Below are 16,772 nucleotides of genomic sequence, written 5' to 3'. Positions count from 1 at the left end.
GTGTTGCAAGTATGGTTTTTGATATGGATTACTAAAAGAAGCCGCAACGTTTTAGCACTTGGTATGGATGTAACCCAAGACATTTGTAGCAAAAAAGTTGTTCATTGATTTCACGTCAGTTTAATAAGTATATAACTATGCACCTCAGCCAGTTCTTTACAACATACGACGATACTCTTACTCAATCGTTGAATACCGACCCTTTGGGAATGACCATGATTTGGTCTCGGTTAGGCCAAGATATTTTTCATAACCGCGTTAGCTCTATCTCCAATGACGTGCGTAACTACACCCTGAATCTGGTTCACCATTATGTGATTAAGCAGTTAGTTGATAGTCAAATCGAACTTAGCCGAAGCTTACATGGGGTGTTTGGGCATGTTGATACGTTGGCATTTAAGCAAGCGTGTTTGATTTACATGGAGAATATTTTTGTATTTTCCATGCTAGAGGCGGAAGAAACAGAGCGAGTTAAGGTTCAAACACAAGGTGTTCTTGGTACATCTAAAGCGAGACAACTGCTCGCTAGAGGCAAGCCGAGTCTCCAATTCACCAATAAACAATCTGGGCAATTACTTGTTAGACAGCTTACATTAGGGGCAAGTGGTCGATATAAAACACCATTTACCGAAATGGCCTTTTTTGACAAAGAATATCGCTACCATCTACCCACAAGCGCGCAGCAATGGAGTAGCGCACAGAACTTTATTCAAAGCTGTCATAGGTTTAGCGAACTGGTTCAACAATTGGTTGAGCATATCTCGAAGGTCATCTCGCAAGACAATAAGTTGCCGCAAATTGAATGGCATGACATTCCTGATGTTATAAAGCTGGCTTATGCTCAGAACTTTGCTACACCGGCATGTGTGGGTAAACAGAGCAAAGCGTTTTGGTTGAACGCAACCAACCTTGATGAAAATGCCGCAGGCTCACTTTATAAGGTGATCAGTAATAACACCCAAGAGAATGAATCTGCACAATCTCTTTTTGAGCAGGCCATTGCACGCGAAGAGAGCGAACTCGAAAAAAGAAAGATGCAGGACATTTGCCGTGTTGAGCCGTTACTTGCTGAGTGTGAGCTACTTTTGACTGTGCTAATGAGTCAACGATTTCAATCCAATGAAGAAGTGTATCAACGCTATCTGAAATTAGAGCGCAACGTTAGCTCTATCATTCAACTCGCGCGTGATCTGGAAGTGGAAGTTGGAATCAAAGAAAAGTTCCAGGTTGGCGTTGTTAAATCACGTTATGAAGCCTTGCTCGCGTTTGGCAAGTTAGACAGCACCGAGTCTCTTGAGAATATGACAGCGTTGATTGAAGCGCTGCTTAAATATCATCGCACCATCATGAATCAACGCGGGCAAAGCCCTTGGGTGGAGTGTGATAGCCAAGGGGTGAATCGCTGTCATGTTAAATTGCGCAATTTGCCGACGGTAGAGCAAAGACCATATAAGACCTGGTTTAATGGCTATTACCTAGACCAATTTAAGAATCTAATTCATGGTTTGGAGGGCAAGAGCAATGACTAAATCATTCAAACTAGCAGAAGCTCTCAGTAAACAGGTTCAATCACTTGGTCCGCTTCAACACGCTTGGTTTACCAGCTTTAACCTTAATGTCGATTTTTTTGAGCGTCATGTCCTGTCGACTTTGTTGCAAATGGACAATCCTCGTAGTCGTGTTGATTTTGAGTTGATGCAGCAAAAGCTGAACGGCTCAATCAAAAATAACACTAAAGGGGATGTGACGTTAGATATTGACGTGAAAGTGTTTGCCGACCAACGCATGTATCAAGCTAGCGATATTAAGCGAACCGCAATTGAAATCTACGGTGTCAACCCGGCTCTACTGAATGGTGGACGTAAAAAGCAGTTAGATACTAACTCGCTGTTCCACCCAAAGGTTATCTTTCTACAAGATGTGAATGGCAACGCAGTTCTAGGTGCAGGTAGCGCGAACCTAACTCTAAGTGGTTGGTCATCGAACCAAGAGGTATTTACTTTTCAAAAGGTGGAATGCAAGCATCACGCCGAAGCGATAAAGAATTTCTTCAAACCGTTATTTGAAGCGCACAAACTTGACCCTCAAGCGATCCTTACTCCTCGCAGGTTCCGAGCGGAAATCAAGCCAAGCGATTGGAGTTTCGTGCATACGTTTGTCAAAAACAGTCGTGATGGTAAACACCAAACATTACTGAGTCATATGTTTGGCAACTTAACAGAAGACACGAATGACCTTGTGGTTTGGTCACCATATTTTCCTGCCGATCTTGCGGGGTTTATTCAGCGTTTGAAAAGCGTAAGCCAGCGCGATGATTTAAGGCTGCACATCATTCCTGATCTAGTTGACAACCAAAAGCTGCGTACTCAGTGGTCATCGGCATTATTGCCTTTATTGGCTGATGGAAGCGTGAGTTTTTACCGCAATCCGATAGCAAAAGATGAGCGAAGTGATTTGTGTCATGCCAAGGTATGGATGACTCATTCTAAATTGGCAATTGGTTCGTGGAACTTTACAACACCCGGCTCAAATGTGTTGTTGGAAGATAAGATTGACGGTCAAGTGAACATTGAAGCGGGTATTGTTGTTGAAAATAAGCAGCAAGTTGAAAAGGTGTTTAATCAGCCGTTAGATATTGCTGAAGCGAACTTCATGCAGAGCAAAGAGCTTGAAGAACATGCTTTAGAAGTGTCAGAACTACTACCACTTGATGTAAACGTCGTGTTTGATTGGCGCACATTAACCTACCACGTAGAAATAAGCCTATGTGATGTTAACGGGGAGTGGCCTGAGTTTGATTTGCAATTGCCAGACCTTGCGCAGTCAATTAGTAATAACAACCTAGGAAAAGACTCTGTGTGGATTTTTGAGCATCCGCTGACAGATGAACCTAAAGAGTTGTTGGTGGATCATGCCTATAAGCTGAATTTTAGTGATGGTTCACAGCATCGTGGTTTTATTGTAGAACGCAACAGTTTAATGCGCCGCGTTGAACAGTTCGACTCTCTGGATGATATTTTCAGCAGTTTGATTGATGGTCGTTCGCTTGAAAACAACGCTAACTCAGCTCTGAGAAACGAAATCTTAGGAGATGATCAAGATTGGTTATACGAGCAAGATGCAGGTTCAATCTCTGAAAAAGAGCAGTCTCCAACACTCAGCTATTTCCGAATGTTCCAAGCGATGGATAACCTAGAGCAGCGCATCACCAAACTAAAATCTGATGCGCTTATCGAGCAATATGCGTTTGTGATACCGGGCTGCCTTGTGGAGATTGGGGAAAAGATTCGCAGCGAGCTACAAGAAAATGCCAATGTATTTAATTGGTATATGAAACAAGAGTTTAACTTGTTGGTTGATGTCGCGAAAAAGCAATCAAAGGATAGCGAATTGAAGTCGCGCTTAAGTGGATTGCGCTTTAAGAGCTCAGACAGTGTCATCCGTACACAAGGTCTTCAAAATAAAATCGGTAGTAGTGAGTACCGCAAATTAATTAAAGAGAAGTGCAAGTATGTCTCTATCTGATTGGCTTACATTGACACCTGAAGCGGTATCTCAGCAGATGACGTTTGTTGAAGGTGACATGGATTGGCGCTACCAAGCTGATAACGCAAACTCAATGGCAGCAAAGCAAGCTGAAGGGGTCGCATACCTATGCCGACTGCTTGCTCAGCATCGCTTGGCACTTTTGGCTGATGAAGTGGGCATGGGTAAAACCTTCCAAGCGATTGGTATCATTCGTTTATTGCAACAGATAAAGCCGGACGCAAAAGTGCTGGTTATTGCACCTAACAAGAACATCTGCTCGCAATGGAAGGGAGAGTTTGGCGCGTTTGAACAAGATCACTGGCACGGTTGTTTTAGTGGTTCACTATCAGTCGCGGCTCCTGAGTCCAAATTAGAAGCAATGATCGCCAACGTTAAGCAGCGAAACCATAACGTCTACTTTACGACAATTCACGCGCTAAGTGGGTTAACCAAAGACAGCGAAGCTAGCAATAAGGCAGATCTTGCTCGTGAAAATGCGCTTGAATTGAAAGAGCAGGTGATGGGGTATCTTGATCAGCAAGGGTTTGATTTGTTGGTTATTGATGAGGCGCACTACCTACGCACTCGTGATGGAGGCTCTCAAAAAGTCGAGGCGGCAAAAGCATTCTTTGGTGAGGGAGATACTCCATTGGCCAAGAGAGTCTTGCTAATGACGGCAACACCAACCCACTCGTCAGTCAGAGATGTTGAGAACATCCTCAAATATTTTGCGCCATCGAGTGAACTGAAAAATAGCGATACGGAAAGATCATATGATGCCGCAGAGCTGTTGACGAAATATGGACTAAGACGCCTGCGCTTGTTGCAAGGGGTGAATGGTGCACACTATGCAAAACAGCATTATCGAAAGGAAGTGGCACATGCGGTCTCATTTTCTGAAAATCAAAATGCAGAGCTGTTCTTCGGGTTATATCAACGTGAATTGGTGAAACAGCATCAAGCTAAGGCCTCAAACAGACAGTTTTTGTACGGTTATCTTGAAGGCTTTGAGTCTTTTGGCGAACAAGAGCATCAAATCAGCCAAGAGCAACAGAGCTCTGATCAAGGTTCTGAACATGGTAAAGACGCATTTAGTAAAGCGCCTGATACAGAGCTGCTACACTGTTTAAGCCAAGAGTATTACGGCTGCTTTGGTCAGTTTCCTGAGCACCCTAAATATAAGGCATTGGTTGATCAATTCGTTCCAAGCGAGTTTGCATCAAGCGACCTAGATGATATTAAGCATCTTGTGTTTGTGCGCCGGATACCATCGGTTCGAGAGTTAACAAAACGGGTGAATACACGTTATGACAACGCGCTTGGTTCGCAAATTTCTCGTACCCTTAAATTGAATGATCAAGAGCAAGATTCATGGCAGAAAAGCCATTGGAGCAGAGCGTGGTTGAACCGTTACCTTAATGACACGGAAGAGACTCTAGATCTGGATGATCAGGAAGAGCAAGACGAGTCTGATGGAGATGAAAATCATCTACGCTCTCGTATCACGGAGTTGTTTGTAGTTAAAAAGCGTATACCGTCTGCGATTGATGAAACACGCAACACCGAATGTACTAATGTCGCCCTGCGCTTTAGAAAACCTGAAAGTATCTTTTCTATGTTTCTTGAGCCAGCACTAGATTATGTTGATCAAGACTATGGCTACCATTTTGAGCATCAATCGGGTGAACGTAAGCGTGCGTTATATTCCACTGCTGCGCAGCATCAACGTGTACAAACCCACCAACTTGATAAACTCGATGTGTCTGATGAACATCGAGTAGGCGAAGTTCTGCCGACCATCTGGAAACATTTATTAGATCTGCTTGATGACACTGAGCAAAGTAAGCTATCTCAATGGAGCGCAGCGGCTAAAGAAAACTTTGCCACTTACTTCAAAGCTGGGGCACTGTTTGCGAGCCCCGTCATGGTTGAACTATTTTGCTGGTTTTATGAATTTAATAAGCAGCCGCACACTACAGCAAATGCCCATTCAAGGTATATCCATTTTATTGAGTACACTTTACCAAAGCTGCCGCAGTCAATGCTGTTATGGTACTTCAAGGCTGCGCTCAATACGTTTGAGGATGTATGTAAGAAGATCGCGCGAGTGGAGATAGGGGGCTATACGAATGAGTGGCGAGTGCTGAAAGGCCATACATCGCCTGCAGCTTTTGCAAGCGGTGAGACCTCAAATAGAGACAGCTTACAGTTGAGCTTTAACTCGCCATTTTATCCTAACGTGCTGGTGGCGACATCGGTGTTTCAGGAAGGTGTGAACTTACATTTACAATGTAATCAGGTTCATCATTATGGCATTGCCGGTAACCCAGGTGATCATGAGCAGCGAGTTGGGCGATTGGATAGACTCTTCAGTAAGGTGAATCGCCAATATCAAAATGGTCAGCAAGCGGAACTGACGATCAGCTTTCCATATTTGGAGCATTCATTTGATGAGGACCAGCTAGCTTCGTTCCTAGAGCGTAAGGTTAAAGCGGAGAGTAAATTGGATAAATGTTTGCTAGATAGTGATGATTCACAAGTTAGTACTGGGAAAGCAGTTAATTGGCAACAATATTTGAAACAGCCAGAGTTTGATGAGCACAGCCAAGTCCAAGACCCATATCCAGCCAAGTTTACTAAAACATAGATAATCATGGCGACGCCATTGGATTTAGTCGATTCACTTGTTCATGATGATTCACCACTACAAAGTGGATGACTTCCAAGCCGGCTTCGACATGATGTGAACTGGTATGTCTGGCAGGTTATTCTTGATTGTGAGTAATCTTAACTAATTGATAATATTTAGAAAGGCGACGGTGAAAGCTGTCGCTTTTTTGTTAGTAGTAAGCACAAAGCCAGCATGTTCAGTTGCTGGCTTTGTATGGTCTATGTTTTTGTCTGAAATTAACCCGCAGCAGCCTGCATAATCAATCCACAAATGTATGCGCCGTAAGTACCCAGTGCGTAACCTAGAACGGCCATCAGGATACCTACAGGTGCTAGAGCAGGGTGGAATGCTGCAGCAACCACAGGGGCAGAAGCGGCGCCACCGACGTTTGCTTGAGAACCGACCGCCATGAAGAATAGCGGTGCACGAATCAGTTTTGCCATCACAATCATAAGAATTGCGTGGATAGACAACCAAGTGATACCAATGAAGAAGTAACCTGGGTTATCGAAGATTGCCGTTACATCCATTTGCATACCGATGGTAGCAACTAGAATGTAGATAAATGCAGAACCGATTTTAGATGCGCCAGTGTGCTCTAGGCTGCGTGTCGACTTAAAGCATGAAGCAATCAGTGCAAATGTCGTCACCATTACAATAAGCCAGAAGAAGCCTGAAGTTAGGCTGTATTTTGCAAGCTCAGGTGCGTTGGTAGAAATCCATGGTGCAATGATGTCGCTAAAGAAGTGCGCAAGACCGGTTAAACCAAAGGCAATAGCTGCAATTTTCATTAGGTCGGTCGTTGTCGTAGGGCGAGCGTTCTCTTCTTGGTATTTAGATACGGTCTCTTTTAGCTCTTCGATAGATGACGTATCGGCTTTTAACCATGCGTCAATTTTCTTCTGACGGCCAGCCATAATCAGAAGCACTGCCATCCAGATATTGGCACAGATAACGTCAACGGTAATCATTGCTGAGAAGAGTTGATCGTCAACATCAAACACTTCTTTCATTGCCGCTTGGTTAGCGCCGCCGCCAATCCAAGAGCCGGCTACTGTCGTGAGTCCACGCCATACATCACCAGAAACGAGGTCAGGGTTAACCTGATCGATAATCAGAATCGCAACGGGACCACCAATGATGATGCCAAGTGTACCGGTAAGGAACATGATCACAGCTTTTGAGCCAAGCCCGAAGATTTTGCGTAGGTCTGCTGAAATGATCAGCAATACAAGTGCGCTTGGAAGTAGGTATCGGCTTGCTACAAAGTAAAGCTTTGAATTAGAAGCGTCGATGATGCCAAAACTGTTAAGTAGTGAAGGTACGAAGTAACAGAGCAATAAACCCGGAACGAACGAGTAGAATTTTTTAAGTGCGCTATTTTGGCTACTTTCCGTGATAAATACACCGCCAAGAATAACGGCTAACATGCCCATTATTACAGCATCATTAGTAATCATTATTGTTTTCCTCCTTTAGGTGATGGCAAACGCCTCACTTTTTGAAGTGCAGGACTATACCCATAAGCTGTAATCGTTACAAATTGTAACAATAGAAATACTTTGAAATATTTTTGTTAAATTTAATGGGTTTTACGTGTGATTTTGATGGTCAAAAGATTGGGCGTGTGAATGTTTTCTAGTAGCTAATTATTTATGCATAAAGATGTATGCAATGTTATTCAAAGCCAATGAAATGGGCGCTTGAGAATGATTTATGCGGACAGTGTTCTGTTGGTTTGAGAAAGGGGCGCATAAATTCGCCAAAGAGAATGCTCGACGATATGTTTCATAAATGTAAACAGATGCATAAGAAGACCAATTTCGTCCGAAATAGAAAATCAAATGTAGATCACATTAATGTCGAATTGTAAGGAGTGGTCGAGAGGCTTTTATTGTTCAAATTGAGCTTGATTGTGTGTTTCTAACGCTTGAGATACAAAAAACGCGGCTTGTTCAGCCGCGTTTTAGACCGAATTATAAAGAATTTATGCTTCTTCTTCCTCGAAATCGTCCGCATATCCTTTCGGTGGTGGCGTCCAGCCTCGTTCAGAGCGAGTATGCTTGTCCGAGCGATCTTTCTTCATGTCCTCTTTCATTGCTTCTTCTAGGTGAATGAAGATTTGACGATAGTTGTTGTCATAACGCGGGTTATCCTCGGCTGCAGCCCAAGCTTGATAGAGTTTTTCAGACTTACGACTCTCAACACGCATATAGGTCGATTTCTGTTGCTCAACAAAGAATGGATGATGGCCGAGAGAGCGTAGGGCTTCTGCTCCCATCTCCAGTGCTGAGTGATATGTCTCTGATTCGATAAAGTCGGCTCCCGCTTCTCTTAGTCGGTAGCTGTGTCCACGGTCGAAGGCGCGAGCTAATATTTTCACTTTTGGATAAGTGTGTTTCACATACTTGACCAGTTCGACGCTTGAGTCTTGGTTATCAATCGCGACAACAAACAGCGCAGCATCTTCAATGCCTGCCGTGTGTAGCAAATCGGGGCGAGTTGCATCGCCAAAGTATGACTTGATATTGATTGAGCGAAGAACGTCAACTTGGTTGGCTTGGTGATCAAGTACGACAGTGTTCACACCGTTAGATACCAGCAGACGGTTAACGATTTGACCGAAACGACCAATACCCGCGATGATCACTGTGCCTTTTTCTTCGATCGTATCTTCTTCTCTGTCGTTAGATTTTTGTTCGTAACGAGGAAGAATCACTTTATCGAATAAAATGAAGAGTCCCGGTGTTAAGAACATTGATAGAGCAACCACAAGAGATAGAGTTTGAACAACATCAGATGGCAACACGTGGTTCTGAGCAGAGAAGCTTAGAAGTACAAAACCAAATTCACCGGCTTGCGCCAAGCTCAATGTAAATAGCCAACGGTCGCTATTTTTGATTTTGAAAATCAGCGCCAAGATAAATAGAACAGCTGCTTTTAGTAGCATCACACCTAGTGTTAATCCGATGATTAGACCGAAATCATTGAATAGAACATCGAAGTTGATTCCTGCACCAACCGTAATAAAGAAAAGTCCAAGCAGAAGCCCTTTAAATGGGTCGATGTTGGATTCAAGTTCATGGCGGAATTCACTGTTGGCAAGTACCACACCAGCAAGGAACGTCCCAAGGGCAGGAGATAGACCCACTAGACTCATCAACGCGGCGATGCCGATAACCAGCATGAGTGCAGTCGCGGTAAAGATCTCACGCAGTCCAGAGCTTGCTACGAATCGGAAAAGTGGGCGACTTAAGAAGTGACCGCCAACGACGACCAACGCGATGGAAGCGGTAATCACAAGGCCGTATGCCCAGCCCGGTAATCCCGCAACCAAACTTAGCTCGTCATGGTGATCAGCCGCAGCTGATACTGCGTTTTGCGCTGCTTCCACCAGTTCCGGTAATGCCAATAGTGGGATAAATGCCAGCATTGGGATAACTGCGATATCTTGGAATAGCAATACAGAGAAGGCATTTTGGCCGCCTTCTGTCTTTGACAACCCTTTTTCGTTAAAGGTTTGAAGAACAATTGCTGTAGAAGATAACGCAAAGATAAGACCGATGGTCAAAGCGATAGTCCATGGTTGCTCAAATACGAGTGCAATTCCCATCACAATCGCTGCAGTACCGCCGACCTGCAAGCCGCCTAAGCCCATAAGACGATTTCGCATTGCCCACAGCATTTTCGGTTCGAGCTCTAAGCCCACCAAGAACAGCATCATAACCACGCCAAACTCGGCAAAGTGTTGGATGGTCGTTGTTTCTTCACCAACCAGACCGATGATAGGGCCAATAACCACACCAGCGATTAGGTAACCTAGTACGGAGCCCAAACCAAGGCGCTTAGCAATAGGTACCGCGATAACTGCGGCGACTAAGTAGATAAAGGCTTGTAGAAAATATCCCGTCATTCTTTAGTCCTTGTTCATGATTTCATCGAGGTAGTGGTTTAGCTTTGCGACTTTTTTCGCCTTCTTATAATTAATGTTTCCATCAACCAGTGACTCTAATAAGAATTTGTATCGCTCAACGTGCCCAACGATACGGTTCTCTTCCAATGCGGTACGCGAGCCAAAAAGGGCATAAGGGGCTAAGTATTCCATGCCACATAAAGACGCGGTTTGCTCAAGAGGGTGGAGCAGTTCTCGAATAGTAAAGTGGTTATAGCCATCGGTTTGATAAGCATCTTCCTTACCACCCGCGGTAATACTGCAGAGGAACTTTTTCCCTTCTAACTCATGGCCATCCGTGCCATAAGCAAAACCATATTCTAGAACCAAATCTTGCCACTCTTTGAGAATGGCAGGGGTGGAATACCAATAGAGTGGAAACTGAAAGATGATAATGTCGTGCTCAAGAAGACGTTTCTGTTCGCGGTCAATGTTGATTTTGAATGTTGGATATTCAGCGTAAAGATCGACACACGTGACGTTTTCAATTTTCTTTGCTTGGTCAAACAGCGGTTTGTTCGCTTCGGAGCGGTGCTGAGATGGGTGTGCAAACAACACCAGAACTCGATTTTTCGACATATGGCCCTCTTTATATAATTCGAACAACATCTACTTGTTACAATAATAGAAGAGTAGTTGAAGAACAATGAATTAGCTTGAGTTTGATTGATATAACGTCCGAGTATTTGATAGATGTGGAAACGTTTGCGATTTTATGAGTTTTAGCTCGAAGACTTGTGAAATAGAAAACTAAATATGCGTGAATAGGTAGAAAAATATCGAATCATTTCATGTTACCTTTACTACGAAAACAGAGTCGCAAAGACGACATCATTTGAACTCCCAATAAAGGAAACACCCTATGGCTAAGGATCTTCGTCAGCAGTGCAAACTTTTTCTATCTGGTCATTTCGAACCAACACCGGCACAACTCTTTTCACAAATGGCGCAATGGTCTGAAGAGCGTGGTGTAACCCATGATACGTATGGTGATGGTGAGTTTATTCAAGAGTTTGAACAGAAAGTCGCAGACCTGTTGGGTTTTGAAGCGGCGGTGTTTGTTATTACTGGGACAATGAACCAACCTACGGCTTTGCAGATCGTTTGTGATGAGAAGCGTTGCCATAACGTTGCAATGCACGAGTCTAGCCACATCATGCGTCATGAAAGCCAAGGCTATCAGGTTCAAAATCGGTTCAATGTGTTGCCGCTGGGCAATGTACATCGCACTTGGAATGTCGATGATTTGAAGGCGTGGCCAGATGAAATTGCGGCAGCGCTTTATGAATTACCGATGCGTGAAATTGGTGGTCAGCTTCCAGAGTGGGATGAGTTGGAATCGATCAAAGATTACTGTCAAACCAACGGCATTCATCTACATATGGATGGTGCGCGTTTGTGGGAATGTGGAGCTTATTACCAGAAAAACTATCAAGAGATTGCCAATGGCTTTGACTCTGCTTATGTCTCTCTTTACAAAGGACTAAATGGCTTAGGTGGTTCGTTGCTACTAGGGAATAAGGCATTTATAAAGAAAGCATCATTATGGATGAAACGACAAGGTGGTAATGTTTACCGTAGAACGCCATTTATTGTGTCCGCAGCCATGCAATTTGATGAACGCCTAGCTCAAATGCCAGCCCTGTTTGAACGAACGAAACACGTCTATCAAATTCTACAGGACTACCCACAGTTTATCGTTAATCCCAAGCAGCCACAGAGCAACATGCTGCACCTGTACCTACCTGTAAGTGTTGAAGAAGGCATTGAGTTAAGAGATAAGATTGCTGCGCGCGATAAGATTTGGATTGGGAACCCAAGTCCTTGTGAGTTATCGCATCAATGTAAGATTGAATGGTATGTCGGTGACAATTTATTGAACCTGCCCGATCACGAACTTATCGACATACTGGATATGCTGGTTGCTGAGTTAAACTAGAAGTGAGTAGACAGTAAAAAGGCAGTGGTTTGAGCCACTGCCTTTCTATTTGTATCGTGTGTCTACATGTATTGATTGATGTAGACATCAACTAAAAACATGAATACCGGAATGGTGCTGAGTACGGCGAAAAAAACAATAGGTACCCAATTTTTCATCTTCTTTTTTGGTTGTTCGTTGTTGCTCATAAAGCCCGACCTTTAATCTTGCTGTTTACTAGGTGTGATACCTAAACAGTCTATTCGTTGACTAACTTGTGGCTATAGTAACAAAGAAGCTTACACTTGCTAGGATTTGTGTGTGAGAATCGTGGCGAGTATCAAATGATCCTTATTTTAAAAGGTTCATTGGCGGTTCATATTTGTTTTGGAATAATAACCCTATCAACGGCTTACAATCTGTAATGCTGCACTTTAGATTTATGGAGAACACTCAATGAAAACAATCGGCAATATCATTTGGTTTTTGTTCGGCGGTGTATTTATGGGATTAGCGTGGTGGTTCTTCGGACTGTTGGCATTCATTACCATTATCGGTATTCCTTGGGGACGAGCTTGTTTTGTTATGGGTAATTTCTCATTCTTCCCGTTTGGTCAAGAAGCGATTGCGCGTGATGAGCTAACCAACGAGGGTGATATCGGTACCAGTCCATTAGGTATGATAGGCAATATTATCTGGTTCGTATTTGCAGGGGTATGGCTTGCAATTGGCCACATCTTATCAGCAGTAGCCTGCTTCGTGACCATCATCGGTATCCCATTTGCTATTCAGCACCTTAAATTAGCTGTGATTTCATTGGCACCTATCGGCAAAACGGTCGTTGACAAGCGCGAAGCTGAAGCGGCACGTGTGAGAAACTATAAAGGCTAGAAAGAAATGCCCCCAATAAAGGGGGCATTGATTGCTGGATGAGTATCGTTAATTAGTCATCGGGTTGATCTGCAGTGAAAACTCGGGACCAAATATCACCTCCGTCGTCATCTCCCACGCCATCCCAGTCGCTTCCCCTTGAGAAGCCTTTGATGTAAAACTCGATACTATTACTGTCAATAATAGCTAGAGTATCTCTTGCTGTGATTTCTCCAGCATCGATAAGTACGTCTACTAGGTTTGTTTCATCGTTAACAGACCAAGTCATGGTTAAGTTTTCTTGGTCACCGTCATCTACATGTGAAACTATATAGGTGCCAGTGCCATCTTCTTCAAATACGAAAGTTTCGAATTCACCGTTTTCATCTGAGTTGCTTGTGAAGCTGATTTTTCTGTCGAAGTAGTCCGCACTAAATGCTGCGTTGGAGTCACTTAGTTCTATACAAGATTCCACGCTATCTTTGTAGTCTTGGAAAGAGCCATAATTTGGCACGTTGTCTTCGTCATTCCAATCAGTATTGCCTGTATCACAATAGAGAATGCCATTGCTAGTCGATAGGTCTTCGTAGGTTGAAGCCCAAGATTCAGAGGCTTCTGGTTCGTAGAAAGCGAGACTCACGGAGCCTTCTCTGTTGTACAAAACAGTAATATACTCAGCTAACACCGTTTTTTCCTCGTCATAGTAAACAACATACATGTTGTTATCTGTGTCGAACTCCCATACCCAATATCTAGGGATTCCGTTACGGTAATTAATGGCCGTGCCATCGTCGTTAAATTGATATCCACGAGTTTCCCCATTACTTTTTACTCTACCAAGCTGTAACCCCGATAGTTCAGAGGTTAGTGGCTCGCCAGCACAATCTGAATATTCTGAGAGGTCATTTTTAAAGCTATCTAATGACGCGTTAGAATTTTCGGGGAAGCTACAAATGACATTGCCTTCTATGAGTTCCACAGTGTCCGACCAAATCCATTGCTTTTCTTGTCCGCCGTCAACTTCAGACTCATAAAATTTTAGTGACCATACGGAATCTGATTGCTCGACTAATGCCCAGGTCCAAGCATATTCATAGTCAGGCTCAGAGAATGATATAACCACTTGACCATTGTTTATGCTCCAATTGTCTGTATATCCGTATTCACCATTTTTAGAAACGTCTACCGTCCCATCTGCGTTAAAGAAGTAGTCACGGGTGTCACCATTGCCCTTAACACGATGGAAATTTTGGTCGACGATCATCTGTTCCGTGATTGTGATTCTACCACCACAAGCTGTAACAGCGGCTTCAAACTCTTGTGTTGTTGCGGTGTCGTCTTCGTCGTCTCCAGTACTACATGTAGAAACAGGTACATCGACAATGTTTAAAGCAGCATCTCTAGCAATAGCATTGATGTAGATGCTTTCATCAACTTCTGGTTCTCCTGCCTTTTCAAGTGAACCTTGATGGAGTTGGCCGTCAACAACGCTAAATAAGACATGCGGAGAGTCTTGATCGAAGCTTTCGCCCCACTCTGCGATCGCTTCCTCGGGAACAGTAAACATAATAATGTCTTCATTGTTCATCGTTGAGCGAGTCCAAGTGGCTGACGATACCCTTACAGCTTCTCCATCATTCCAATTTAAAGAATAAAAGTTGACTGTATTGTCAGAGACTAGTTCGGCACTAACATCCCATCCAATTGATACACCGTAGTACATCGATGTCTGGCCAACTTCACCTGCACTTGTGTCTACGATCAGTTCGTCCAATGTTGCATTGTCTTTGCCATTGTGACCATCAAAAACCCATGGCGTCCAGTTAGTCCAAAGATAGTACGCATCGTTAACTGGCGTGAAGTTAAGAACTACAGCCGTTGAGCCATCAGGGTAGCTACCCTGACTGTCTTCCAACAAGTCTAAATCTAGGTTGTAAGAGGAAATAGAGACGCCCGATAGATCTTTATATATTGCCGTTGCACTGTAAGTTAACGTCGGGTGATCTACTGGGTAAGCCATTATTTTACTATCGCTGATATCCAGTACATATTCTTCGGGGATTGATGTCCAACCTTGCTCAGTGAGTTGGGTGTCTGACTCATAATCGTTTGGTACTGTGATTAACGTTCCGTCAGATTTAATTCGCTGAATTTGGGTTAATGGGGCAACATCACCATTTGGAGTAAAGGTGTCGACAAAGAGTTGGGTGATTTTGTCGTAATCTTCCTCCCAAAGAGAGTAAATAGCGCCTTCTGATTTGATGAATTCGATTGCCTTTGCCGTGTCCGATAAACCTACATCTGGATCGGTCGGATCGAGGTCGTTTTCATCGTCGATTCCGTCATTGTCGTCATCGGGGTCTGCATTATTACCAATGCCATCCTTGTCGGTGTCGACAGATTCGTCCTTATCTAATGGAAAGTCATCTTCTTCATCGGAAACGCCGTCACCATCATCATCAGTATCTGCATTGTTGCCTATGTTATCCTTGTCAGTATCAACCGTTTCGGAGCTGTCTAGTGGGAACGCATCGTCTTCGTCACTAACTTCATCACCATCGTCATCGGTATCTGCGTTATTGCCGATTCCATCCTTATCGGTGTCGAGAGATTCGTCTTTATCTAATGGGAAGTCATCTTCTTCGTCGGAAACACCATCACCATCATCATCGGTATCGGCGTTGTTTCCTATATTATCTTCGTCGGTGTCAACACTCTCTGATGAGTCAAGTGGAAATGCGTCTTCTTCGTCATTGACTTCATCGCCATCATCATCTTCATCAGTATTATTGCCGATACCATCATTATCAGTGTCTAGTGTCTCTGTTGGGTCGAAGTCGAATGCGTCTTCGGTGTCTGGAACTCCGTCATTATCGTCATCTAGATCGGCATTATCACCTTTGCCATCAGAATCTGAGTCTTTAGTTTCATTCGGGTCTAACGGCATTTCATCTTCTGTATCAGAAACGCCGTCGCCATCGTCATCAGTATCGGCATTGTCACCAATTTCATCATTGTCACTATCTAGCCATTCACTGCTGTCGCTTGGAAAGGCATCGTCTTCATCTGCGACACCATCTCTATCTGTATCCTTGTCTGCCACACCTGATTTGTTGAAGACAATGGAATCTAAATCTGCTTCGTTGTCTTCAACAATTTCTTTGATTTTTGAGTTTACAACACTGATAGCAGCTAACAGATCATTACTGCCGTCGTCATCGTTGGCAGCAGTGTACAATTCTTCAGGGCTCTCTGGTAAGTTCCCTGATGCAACTAGGCTTCTCGCACCAAAGGCCGCTTTTTCGTTATTGTTTTCTTTGTAATCACCAAGAACTTCACCTTCTTCTAATCCCATTTCTGTCGCAACATTTGTGATTGCTTCTTCTTTGCTGGCTGCTTGCCCTGATTCAAGTTGGACATGTACTAAAGTGGAGAGTGGTGTGACGTCTCTTTCTCCGGCAGGAGCGGACATTACGTAGTCGGATGCGACGGTATTGCCCGTGTCTTCATCAACGGTTTGACCTTTTATCGACCTAACGACAAGAGGGTAGGTTTCTGGATTATCAATACCAGTAATATCTAGGCTAGCTTTACCTCCTTCTCCTGTTGTGGCAGAAGGTTCGTTAGAATCTAACTGGAAGTTAGCATTAAGGTCTAACCAAACTTGGGCACCATTCAAGTATCCATCAATGGCCGTTACGCTATAAGATGTGCTGGACGCGGAACCGTTAGACGAGTCTGAATCGGAGTCGTCAAGACAACCGACCAGACCCACACTAGCAGTTAACCCTAGCACAATAGTGAGTGGGTTCTTTTTCATTAGTTCATCCTAA

At 43.7% G+C, this 16,772-nt stretch carries 9 protein-coding genes; 5 read left to right on the top strand and 4 right to left on the bottom strand.

Going from position 1 to position 16,772, the window contains the following annotated elements; genetic code table 11:
- Positions 1–137: 137 nt before the first annotated feature.
- Genes OCV50_RS20975 through OCV50_RS20965 form a run of 3 tightly spaced genes read left to right on the top strand, consistent with a single transcriptional unit; the run spans position 138 to position 6,175 of the window.
- The gene (locus OCV50_RS20975; RefSeq protein WP_261904537.1) at positions 138–1,529 is read left to right on the top strand and encodes a hypothetical protein; all 1,392 of its coding nucleotides are present in this window, start codon (positions 138–140) and stop codon (positions 1,527–1,529) included.
- Positions 1,522–3,525 carry a phospholipase D-like domain-containing protein gene (locus OCV50_RS20970; RefSeq protein ID WP_261904536.1) on the top strand — a complete coding sequence of 668 codons (2,004 nt, stop codon included), beginning with the start codon at positions 1,522–1,524 and terminating at the stop codon, positions 3,523–3,525. Before OCV50_RS20975 ends, OCV50_RS20970 begins: the two co-directional genes overlap by 8 nt.
- Positions 3,512–6,175: a DEAD/DEAH box helicase gene (locus tag OCV50_RS20965; RefSeq protein WP_261904535.1), complete on the top strand. Its 2,664-nt coding sequence runs from the start codon at positions 3,512–3,514 to the stop codon at positions 6,173–6,175. The genes OCV50_RS20970 and OCV50_RS20965 overlap by 14 nt, the downstream gene beginning before the upstream one ends.
- A gap of 260 nt (positions 6,176–6,435) precedes the next feature.
- Here OCV50_RS20965 and OCV50_RS20960 read toward each other — a convergent pair whose 3' ends face one another.
- The 3 genes from OCV50_RS20960 to OCV50_RS20950 form a co-directional block, all read right to left on the bottom strand.
- Entirely contained in the window at positions 6,436–7,659 is a 1,224-nt protein-coding gene (locus tag OCV50_RS20960; protein ID WP_261904534.1) for a DUF819 family protein, read from the bottom strand.
- 527 nt (positions 7,660–8,186) lie between these two features.
- The gene (locus tag OCV50_RS20955; RefSeq protein ID WP_261904533.1) at positions 8,187–10,112 is read right to left on the bottom strand and encodes a monovalent cation:proton antiporter-2 (CPA2) family protein; all 1,926 of its coding nucleotides are present in this window, start codon (positions 10,110–10,112) and stop codon (positions 8,187–8,189) included.
- 3 nt (positions 10,113–10,115) lie between these two features.
- On the bottom strand, positions 10,116–10,730 hold the full coding sequence (locus OCV50_RS20950; protein WP_261904532.1) for an NAD(P)H-dependent oxidoreductase: 615 nt from the start codon (positions 10,728–10,730) through the stop codon (positions 10,116–10,118).
- Between the two features lie 283 nt (positions 10,731–11,013).
- On the opposite strand from OCV50_RS20950, the gene OCV50_RS20945 reads away from it, so the two are divergent.
- Complete coding sequence (locus OCV50_RS20945) at positions 11,014–12,090, top strand: threonine aldolase family protein (protein WP_261904531.1); 1,077 nt, start codon at positions 11,014–11,016, stop codon at positions 12,088–12,090.
- A 435-nt stretch (positions 12,091–12,525) separates the two neighbouring features.
- Positions 12,526–12,960, top strand: coding sequence for a YccF domain-containing protein (locus tag OCV50_RS20940; RefSeq protein WP_261904530.1), 435 nt, complete (start codon positions 12,526–12,528; stop codon positions 12,958–12,960).
- A gap of 52 nt (positions 12,961–13,012) precedes the next feature.
- Here OCV50_RS20940 and OCV50_RS20935 read toward each other — a convergent pair whose 3' ends face one another.
- Complete coding sequence (locus tag OCV50_RS20935) at positions 13,013–16,759, bottom strand: hypothetical protein (RefSeq protein WP_261904529.1); 3,747 nt, start codon at positions 16,757–16,759, stop codon at positions 13,013–13,015.
- Positions 16,760–16,772: the final 13 nt, after the last annotated feature.

Origin of the sequence: Vibrio fortis, from assembly GCF_024347475.1 — a bacterium.
Classification (GTDB): Bacteria; Pseudomonadota; Gammaproteobacteria; order Enterobacterales; family Vibrionaceae; genus Vibrio; species Vibrio fortis.
Note: the sequence above shows the minus strand (reverse complement) of the source record. Positions and strands in the feature narration are given on the sequence as shown.

Coding starts and splice junctions, on each gene's coding strand:
- OCV50_RS20975 (WP_261904537.1), top strand. CDS start 138: ATGCACCTCAGCCAGTTCTTTACAACATACGACGATACTCTTACTCAA.
- OCV50_RS20970 (WP_261904536.1), top strand. CDS start 1,522: ATGACTAAATCATTCAAACTAGCAGAAGCTCTCAGTAAACAGGTTCAA.
- OCV50_RS20965 (WP_261904535.1), top strand. CDS start 3,512: ATGTCTCTATCTGATTGGCTTACATTGACACCTGAAGCGGTATCTCAG.
- OCV50_RS20960 (WP_261904534.1), bottom strand. CDS start 7,659: ATGATTACTAATGATGCTGTAATAATGGGCATGTTAGCCGTTATTCTT.
- OCV50_RS20955 (WP_261904533.1), bottom strand. CDS start 10,112: ATGACGGGATATTTTCTACAAGCCTTTATCTACTTAGTCGCCGCAGTT.
- OCV50_RS20950 (WP_261904532.1), bottom strand. CDS start 10,730: ATGTCGAAAAATCGAGTTCTGGTGTTGTTTGCACACCCATCTCAGCAC.
- OCV50_RS20945 (WP_261904531.1), top strand. CDS start 11,014: ATGGCTAAGGATCTTCGTCAGCAGTGCAAACTTTTTCTATCTGGTCAT.
- OCV50_RS20940 (WP_261904530.1), top strand. CDS start 12,526: ATGAAAACAATCGGCAATATCATTTGGTTTTTGTTCGGCGGTGTATTT.
- OCV50_RS20935 (WP_261904529.1), bottom strand. CDS start 16,759: ATGAAAAAGAACCCACTCACTATTGTGCTAGGGTTAACTGCTAGTGTG.